This is a genomic window from Streptomyces sp. NPDC008121, assembly GCF_042957155.1.
In the GTDB taxonomy this organism is placed as follows: domain Bacteria; phylum Actinomycetota; class Actinomycetes; order Streptomycetales; family Streptomycetaceae; genus Streptomyces.
The window spans coordinates 513,229-519,509 of sequence record NZ_JBIBHT010000007.1; the positions used below are offsets into that span (position 1 = coordinate 513,229).

Below are 6,281 nucleotides of genomic sequence, written 5' to 3' on the forward strand. Positions count from 1 at the left end.
CGGCCCGTCAGCAGCGCGGAATCTTCGCCTCCTGGCCCTGGTCCAGTGCACGGAGGGACGCGACGGCGTCGTCGAGGGTGGAGACGGGGATCAGCCGCATGCCCTTCGGCAGCTCCGCCTGCGCGTCGGCGCACTCCGCCTTCGGTACGAGGAAGACGCTCGCCCCGTCCCGCCCGGCGGCCTGGGTCTTCAGGGAGACCCCGCCGACCGCGCCGACGGTGCCGTCCGGCTGGATCGTGCCCGTACCGGCGATGGTCCGGCCGCCGGTGAGGTCCTGGCCCGCCCCGTCGCCGTCGAGCTTGTCGACGATGCCGAGCGAGAAGAGGAACCCGGCGCTCGGCCCGCCGATGTCGGCGAGGTGCAGGGTGACCTTGACGTCCTTGGGGTTCAGCTCGAGATGGCCGAGGGCGGCGAGGACGGCGGCGTCCTGGGACTGCTTCATCTGGCCCAGGTTGTGCTTGGCGACCTCGGCGTCCGACTTGCCGGGAGGGTAGACCGAGTCGCGCGGGAGGACGGCCCGGTCGGTGCGGAACCAGGCGTCGGCGACGGTCGCGACGTCGTTGTCCACGCTGGGGCCGGTGGCCACGATGGTGGTCATCAGCAGCTTCCCCTCCGTCTCGCGGACGGGGGCGCCGCTGATCGTGATGACCTCGCGCCCCTTGTCCGCGCCGAGGACGTCGGCGGTCGAGCCGGGCTGCGCGATGGCGAACGGCAGCGGCGCGAACCCGACGACGGCGAAGAGCGCGGCGACGGGCAGGGCACAGAGCGCGAGGGCACGGTTGCGCGTGAGACGGGAGAGCACGGACCCAATCTACTGGGCGGCTCCCGCCCGGCCGGAGCGGCGGGCACCCGGAACCGGGGAGCGGCGCGCTCCGGCCGTGGGGCGAGCTCCGGCCGGCGGCGAGCACCGCCGTGGGGCGAGCTCCGGCCGGGCACGCGCTCCGGCCCTGGGACGGATCCCGCCGTGGGGCGACTGCCGCCGGTCGCGCGCTCCGGCCGTGGGGCGGATGCGGTCTAGCGCAGCGCGTCGGCGACCTCGCGGGCCGCATCCACGACGCGGGGGCCGACCCGTTCCGGTACCGCGTCGGCGAGCATCACGACGCCGACGCTGCCCTCGATCCCGGTGATCCCGACCAGCGGGGCCGCCGCGCCGCTCGCGCCCGCCTCCAGCTCGCCGTGGGTGAGCGTGAAGCCCGGTTCGATCAGGCTGCCCTGGCGGGCGGCGAGGATCGCGCGGCCGGCCGCGCCGCGGTCCAGCGGGTGACGGAAGCCGGCCCGGTAGGCCACGTGGTAGTCGGTCCAGGTCGGTTCGACGACGGCGACCGCCAGCGCCTCCGCCCCGTCGACCAGGGTGAGATGGGCCGTCGCCCCTATGTCCTCGGCGAGCGAGCGCAGCGCGGGCAACGCCGCCTCGCGTACCAGCGGGTGGACCTGGCGGCCCAGCCGGAGTACGCCGAGGCCGACCCGGGCGCGGCCGCCCAGGTCACGTCGTACGAGCGCGTGCTGTTCGAGTGTGGCGAGCAGACGGTAGACGACGGTCCTGTTGACACCGAGTTTGTTGGACAACTCGGTGACCGTCAGACCGTGGTCGGTGTCGGCGAGCAGTTTGAGGACTCGAAGTCCCCGGTCGAGCGTCTGGGAGGTCTCCGCGGTCACGACGCCCTCTCCTTCGGAGTGATCGGAGTGAGTGACGGCGGACCCTCGACGAGAGCTGCGACACCGGTCCCGTCGGCGACGCACGTCAGAGGCCGCCGGCAGGCCATGCGCACCGGCTGCGCTCCGCGGCGGCGCTGCCACGGGGCGTTCATTGCGGGGACAGTAGCGAGCCACTCCGCTCAGCGGAAGACCTCGTCCAGAATCCGGGCGCGAGCGACCGGATACAGACGGTTCGGGGCGTAAGTCGGCCGGTCACAGGACTTCGACGGACAAGATCGGCTTTGTCGTCACCGACATACGAGGGGCCCGTACGCGGTTCGCGTACGGGCCCTGAACCCTGTCGTGAGTCGCCTCGCGGCGCCCCGGGCGACCGCGGCCTTGGTGGCTCCGGCCGGCGCGCGGTCAGCGCATCCGGGTCGCCCACTCCTGCACCTTCTTGATCCGTTCCCGGATCTGCCCGGCGGTCGCCTCGGCGCTCGGCGGGCCGCCGCACACCCGCCGCAGCTCGGTGTGGATCACGCCGTGAGGCTTGCCGCTCTGGTGGACGTACGCCCCCACCATGGTGTTGAGCTGCTTGCGCAGTTCGAGGAGTTCCTTGTGCGAAACGACGGGCCGCCGCTCCGCCGGAAGCTCCAGCAGGTCCGCCTCGGAGTCCGGCCTCTTGCGGCTGTGGGCGATCTGCCGGGCCTGCCGCTTCTGCAGCAGGAGCTGGACCTGGTCGGGTTCGAGGAGCCCGGGGATGCCGAGGTAGTCCTGCTCCTCCTCGCTGCCCGGGTGGGCCTGCATGCCGAACTCGGCGCCGTCGTAGAGCACGCGGTCGAAGACGGCGTCGGACTCCAGCGCCTCGAAGGGCAGCTGGTCCTGCTCGCCGGTGTCCTCGTCCTGCTGCCGCTCGGCCTCCGCCATCTCCTTCTCGGACTCGGCGTACGGGTCCTCCTCGCCGTTCTTCTTCGGCTTGTCGAGGACGTGGTCGCGCTCGACCTCCATCTCGTTGGCGAAGCCGAGGAGGTTGGGGATGGTGGGAAGGAACACGGAGGCGGTCTCACCGCGCCTGCGTGAACGTACGAAACGTCCCACGGCCTGTGCGAAGAAGAGCGGGGTCGAGATGGTCGTCGCGTACACGCCCACGGCGAGGCGGGGGACGTCGACGCCCTCGGACACCATGCGGACCGCGACCATCCAGCGGTCGTCGTTCTCGCTGAACTCGTCGATCCGCTTGGAGGCCGCGGCCTCGTCGGAGAGGACGACGGTCGCCTTGGTGCCGGTGATCTCGCGGATCAGCTTGGCGTAGGCGCGGGCGGAGTCCTGGTCGGAGGCGATGACGAGCCCGCCGGCGTCCGGGATGCCCTTGCGGACCTCGGTGAGGCGCTGGTCGGCGGCGCGCAGGACGTTCGGCATCCAGTCGCCGCGCGGGTCGAGCGCGGTGCGCCAGGCCTGCGAGATCGCGTCCTTGGTCATGGGCTCGCCGAGGCGGGCGGCGATCTCGTCGCCGGCCTTGGTGCGCCAGCGCATGTTGCCGCTGTAGGAAAGGAAGATCACGGGCCGGACGACGCCGTCGCCGAGGGCGTTGCCGTACCCGTAGGTGTAGTCGGCGGAGGACCGCCGGATGCCGTCGTTCCCCTCCTCGTAGGTGACGAAGGGGATGGGGTTGGTGTCGGAGCGGAAGGGCGTACCGGTCAGCGCGAGCCGGCGGGTGGCCGGGTCGAACGCCTCCAGGCAGGCCTCGCCCCAGGACTTGGAGTCACCGGCGTGGTGGATCTCGTCGAGGATGACGAGGGTCTTGCGCTGCTCGCAGCGGTTGCGGTGGAGCATGGGCCGGACGCCGACACCGGCGTACGTGATGGCGACGCCCTGGTACTCCTTGCTGAGCGGCCCGGCGCTGTAGTCGGGATCGAGCTTGATCCCTATGCGCGCGGCGGCGGCGGCCCACTGCTTCTTCAGGTGCTCGGTGGGCGCGACGACGGTCACCTGCTGGACGACATGGTGGTGCAGCAGCCAGGAGGCGAGCGTCAGCGCGAAGGTGGTCTTGCCGGCGCCGGGCGTCGCGACCGCGAGGAAGTCGCGGGGCTGGTCCTGGATGTACTTCTCCATGGCCCCCTGCTGCCAGGCGCGCAGCTTGTTGGCGGTGCCCCAGGGGGCGCGGCCGGGGAAGGCGGGAGAGAGGTGGTGGGAGGAGGTGGCGGTGGTAGTCACGGTCTCCGGTTCGACGCTCGTCCAGATATGACAACCGGGCCACCCTACCGGCGGCCCGGCCGGAACCCCGTACGAACGCCCCGCGAGGGAGGCGGGTGCGATTCAGCTCACGTCGGTGTCGATCAGCGCGCGCAGAGCGTGACCGATCGCCTCGATCTCGTCGGACTCCCCGACGGCGACCGCGATGACCAGGCGCTCGGCGGCGTCGATGTCCGGGCGCAGCTGGATGCCGTTCATCGCGAGGAACGTGACGCAGGACAGCCAGGCCGTCCGCTTGTTCCCGTCGACGAAGGGGTGATTGACGGCCAGGGACTGGAGCAGCGCGGCCGCTTTGCCGACGAGGTCGGGGTACGCCTCCTCGCCGAACATGGCCGCCGACGGCCGGTGCACGGCCGACTCCAGCAGCCCCGCGTCGCGCACCACCACCTTCTGGTCGTCCACGGCGTGCTCGGCGATGACGAGGACGTCCTCCGCGGACAGGTAGACACACCTCACTTCAGGCGGTCCATCAGCTCGCGCCACTTGAGAGCCTGCTCCCTCGCCGTCTCACGGACGATCGCCTCCTGCGCCGTCCGCGCGAGGTAGTCGTCCACGGCCTTGAGAAGGATGGCGTGCATGCTGGTGCCCTCCTGCTCGGCACGCTGCTTGAGTGCTTCCGTCTGGTCGTCGCGGAGACGCAGATTCATGGCCATACCAGAACGGTACCACCCCCTGGGGTCAATCTGGTACCACCGCGTCCTTGTGCGTCAGCCTCGTCGAGACCCACGCCCCCACCAGCGCCACCCCCGCCATCGGCAGGAAGACCGCCGCGAAGGCCGTCGGGTGGGCTCCCGAGGCGGAGGTGCCCCCATGGCCCACCGCTCCCCCGCCGAGGGCCGCGAAGGCGGCGCCGCCCGCGGCCAGCAGGATGACGTTGGAGAGGGCGTCCGAGATCTGGAGCGCCGCGGAGTTCGAGCCGGCCTCCTCGGGCGCGGACAGTTTCAGGAGCAGCACGCTGGTGGAGGCGATGACCAGGCCCATGCCGAGGCAGCCGAACCCCCACGCCACCGCGACCACCCACACCGGCACCGAGGCGATCAGCACGCTCGGCGCGGTCGCGATCGCCGCCGCGACGAGCAGCATGCCGACGACCGTCAGCCGTTCGCGGTACGGCTCGGTCCACGGCCGCGCCTGGAGGTAGGAGCCCAGCGCCCAGGTCGCGCCGCCGACGGCGAGGGAGAGCCCGGCGAGGGTGGGGCTCAGGCCGCGCTGGGTGACCAGCATCAACGGGACGAAGGACTCGGCCGCGATGAACGACCCGGCCGCGACGCCGCGGAGCAGGACGACCGAGGGGAGGCCGCGGGCCGCCCGGTACGTCCCGCGCGGGAGCAGCCCCCGGGCGGACGGCACGAGCAGCGCCGCGCCGGCCGCCGCGGGGAGCAGGGACAGCCAGCGCAGGTCCTGCCCGGCGTACTGCAGGAGCCCCGCGCCGACCGAGATGCCGAGGGCGAGCCGGATCCGGCGCCGGTCGTAGGGCGGGAGCGGGGCGGCCGGGTCGGCGGGGCCGGCGGCGACGCGGCGGATGGCGGGCAGGGCGAGGGCCAGGGGGAAGACGACGAGGACCGGGATCCCGACGAAGACCCAGCGCCAGCCGAGGTGCTCGGTGATGGTGCCGGAGGCGAGGGGGCCGACGACGGAGGGGACGATCCAGCCGGCGGCGAAGGCGGCCATGATCGCGGGCCGCAGCTGTTCGGAGTAGGCGCGGCTGACGACGACGTACAGCGCCACGATGACCAGCCCGCCGCCCAGGCCCTGGACGGCCCGGCCGAGGATGAACAGCCACATGGTGCCCGCGGTGCCGGAGAGCAGGAGGCCGGTGGCGAAGGAGGCGATGCCGGCGGTGAGCGGGGCGAGCGGCCCGGCGCGGTCGGACCACTGGCCGGACAGGACCATGGCGAAGAGGCTGGTGGTGAAGTAGGCGGAGAAGGCGAAGGCGTAGAGGGGGATGCCGTGCAGCTCGCGGGCGGCGACGGGCATGGCGGTGCCGACGGCGGTCGCCTCGAAGGCGATGAGGACGACGACGGAGACGATGCCGACGCTGAGCGCCCGATGGGCCCGGTCGAGCACGGACGCCTTCGCCTCTCCCGGGAGACGGCGGTCCGCGGCGTCCACGGAGGGGGCGACGCCGGGGTCGGCGTCTCGGGGTTCCAAGGCACTCATGCGCTTCAGGGTAAGGGGCATGGCGAGGGATGGACCCTGTCGCCGGGAGGGGGCGGGGTCGTCTGATGGTCCGGGGCGTGTGTCGGAAGTAGCGTCGTCCGCCCGCAGGGCGGGGCCGGGGTCGTCTGGTGCGTGCGATCGCAAGGCGGAGGGAGGAGAGCGCAGCGGGCTGCGCCGACGACCGACAACGCAGCGAGCGTGCGTGCCAGGCGTCCCCGGCCAGACGGGACTTT

Annotated in this window: 6 protein-coding genes; all 6 read right to left on the reverse strand. The window is 72.6% G+C overall.

The window, feature by feature from the left end:
• Positions 1-7 precede the first annotated feature (7 nt).
• Entirely contained in the window at positions 8-802 is a 795-nt protein-coding gene (locus tag ACFZBD_RS24965) for a S16 family serine protease (RefSeq protein WP_391143289.1), read from the reverse strand.
• A gap of 212 nt (positions 803-1,014) precedes the next feature.
• On the reverse strand, positions 1,015-1,656 hold the full coding sequence (locus ACFZBD_RS24970; RefSeq protein ID WP_189975433.1) for an IclR family transcriptional regulator: 642 nt from the start codon (positions 1,654-1,656) through the stop codon (positions 1,015-1,017).
• Positions 1,657-2,058: 402 nt separating this feature from the next.
• The gene (locus ACFZBD_RS24975; protein ID WP_391143292.1) at positions 2,059-3,849 is read right to left on the reverse strand and encodes a DEAD/DEAH box helicase family protein; all 1,791 of its coding nucleotides are present in this window, start codon (positions 3,847-3,849) and stop codon (positions 2,059-2,061) included.
• A gap of 102 nt (positions 3,850-3,951) precedes the next feature.
• On the reverse strand, positions 3,952-4,344 hold the full coding sequence (locus ACFZBD_RS24980) for a type II toxin-antitoxin system death-on-curing family toxin (protein WP_391143295.1): 393 nt from the start codon (positions 4,342-4,344) through the stop codon (positions 3,952-3,954).
• Entirely contained in the window at positions 4,341-4,541 is a 201-nt protein-coding gene (locus ACFZBD_RS24985; protein WP_391143298.1) for a CopG family transcriptional regulator, read from the reverse strand. The genes ACFZBD_RS24980 and ACFZBD_RS24985 overlap by 4 nt, the downstream gene beginning before the upstream one ends.
• A 25-nt stretch (positions 4,542-4,566) precedes the next feature.
• Positions 4,567-6,048, reverse strand: a complete 1,482-nt coding sequence (locus ACFZBD_RS24990; RefSeq protein WP_391143301.1) for an MFS transporter — start codon at positions 6,046-6,048, stop codon at positions 4,567-4,569.
• Positions 6,049-6,281 lie beyond the last annotated feature (233 nt).

Coding starts and splice junctions, on each gene's coding strand:
- ACFZBD_RS24985 (WP_391143298.1), bottom strand. CDS start 4,541: ATGGCCATGAATCTGCGTCTCCGCGACGACCAGACGGAAGCACTCAAG.
- ACFZBD_RS24990 (WP_391143301.1), bottom strand. CDS start 6,048: ATGAGTGCCTTGGAACCCCGAGACGCCGACCCCGGCGTCGCCCCCTCC.